At 37.9% G+C, this 995-nt stretch carries 1 protein-coding gene; it reads right to left on the reverse strand.

The window, feature by feature from the left end; all coding sequences use genetic code 11:
• A partial coding sequence (locus GH664_RS24005; RefSeq protein ID WP_228111685.1) for a hypothetical protein occupies nucleotides 1–503 on the reverse strand: 503 nt, incomplete at its 3' end.
• Nucleotides 504–995 lie beyond the last annotated feature (492 nt).

Below are 995 nucleotides of genomic sequence, written 5' to 3' on the forward strand. Positions count from 1 at the left end.
TGCTCTTTTATCTCTCGATAAGGCTTCTTTATATTGTCTGCATCTTGCAACAGATAAAACACGACCTTCAATCCTGCATCTTGAAACACGGGATAGATTTTCACCTTGGACTCCGTATTTTTCCTTCCTTGATTAAATATTTGGAAAATCAAGTTTCCTGCCTTTGTATATCTGACAAGGCAGTTTCCTGCACAGTCCAGATAGTTGATACCTCTGTTTGCCAATTCTGTTGATACCTGCGGCGTGACGTATTGCGTAACAAGCAAGATTTGCTGCTTGTCATTGTTCATCGTTTGCATAGTCGCTAATGTCGGATTTAATGTGGCCTTGGTTATGTTTTCCCTTACATGACACACAAAATCTATATTCATTATCTTAACAGTGACATCATTTTCATTGGTACAATTTACTTTGACGGCTGTTGTTGACACAACATCCCCTACAGGAAGGCTTGCTCTAAGAGCATCCAATGCTTGGTTTATTATGATATTGTTTGCCATCATTTTATGTTATTTGTTCAATATATCAGTTGTGTTCAATTTGATTGAACGTTGCAATGATAATGAACAAAACTTAAACGAACGAACTTTTTGTTCAATATTTCATCTTGTTCAATACTATTTAACATAGTGCGAAGATTGAACAGGGATATTTTCAGAAATACAATTCCCGAAAAGTGACACAAATGACAAAAAACGGGAATGCTCGAACTGTATATGTCGGTTCTAACAGATCTCTCTATTATCAAAAAGCGGTAATCTTACCAGTTTTAGTCACTACACATCTCCCATACCCCTTCATCCTCCCTTGTTTTTCCTTAGCAAATTTAGTTCAGCTCACCAGACCGTCAAGTATCGCCTTGCTATTGGCTGGTTATTTCCTTAGCAGCCTTCCGCCAATCAAAGATTGGGGTATTCCAATGAAATAATCATCCAATTCCTTGTCTTGTCTGTCTCCATGCCCGAACTCTTGATTGCACGTAAAATCAATTCCCT

Source organism: Thauera sp. 2A1 (genome assembly GCF_009469595.2).
In the GTDB taxonomy this organism is placed as follows: Bacteria; Pseudomonadota; Gammaproteobacteria; order Burkholderiales; family Rhodocyclaceae; genus Thauera.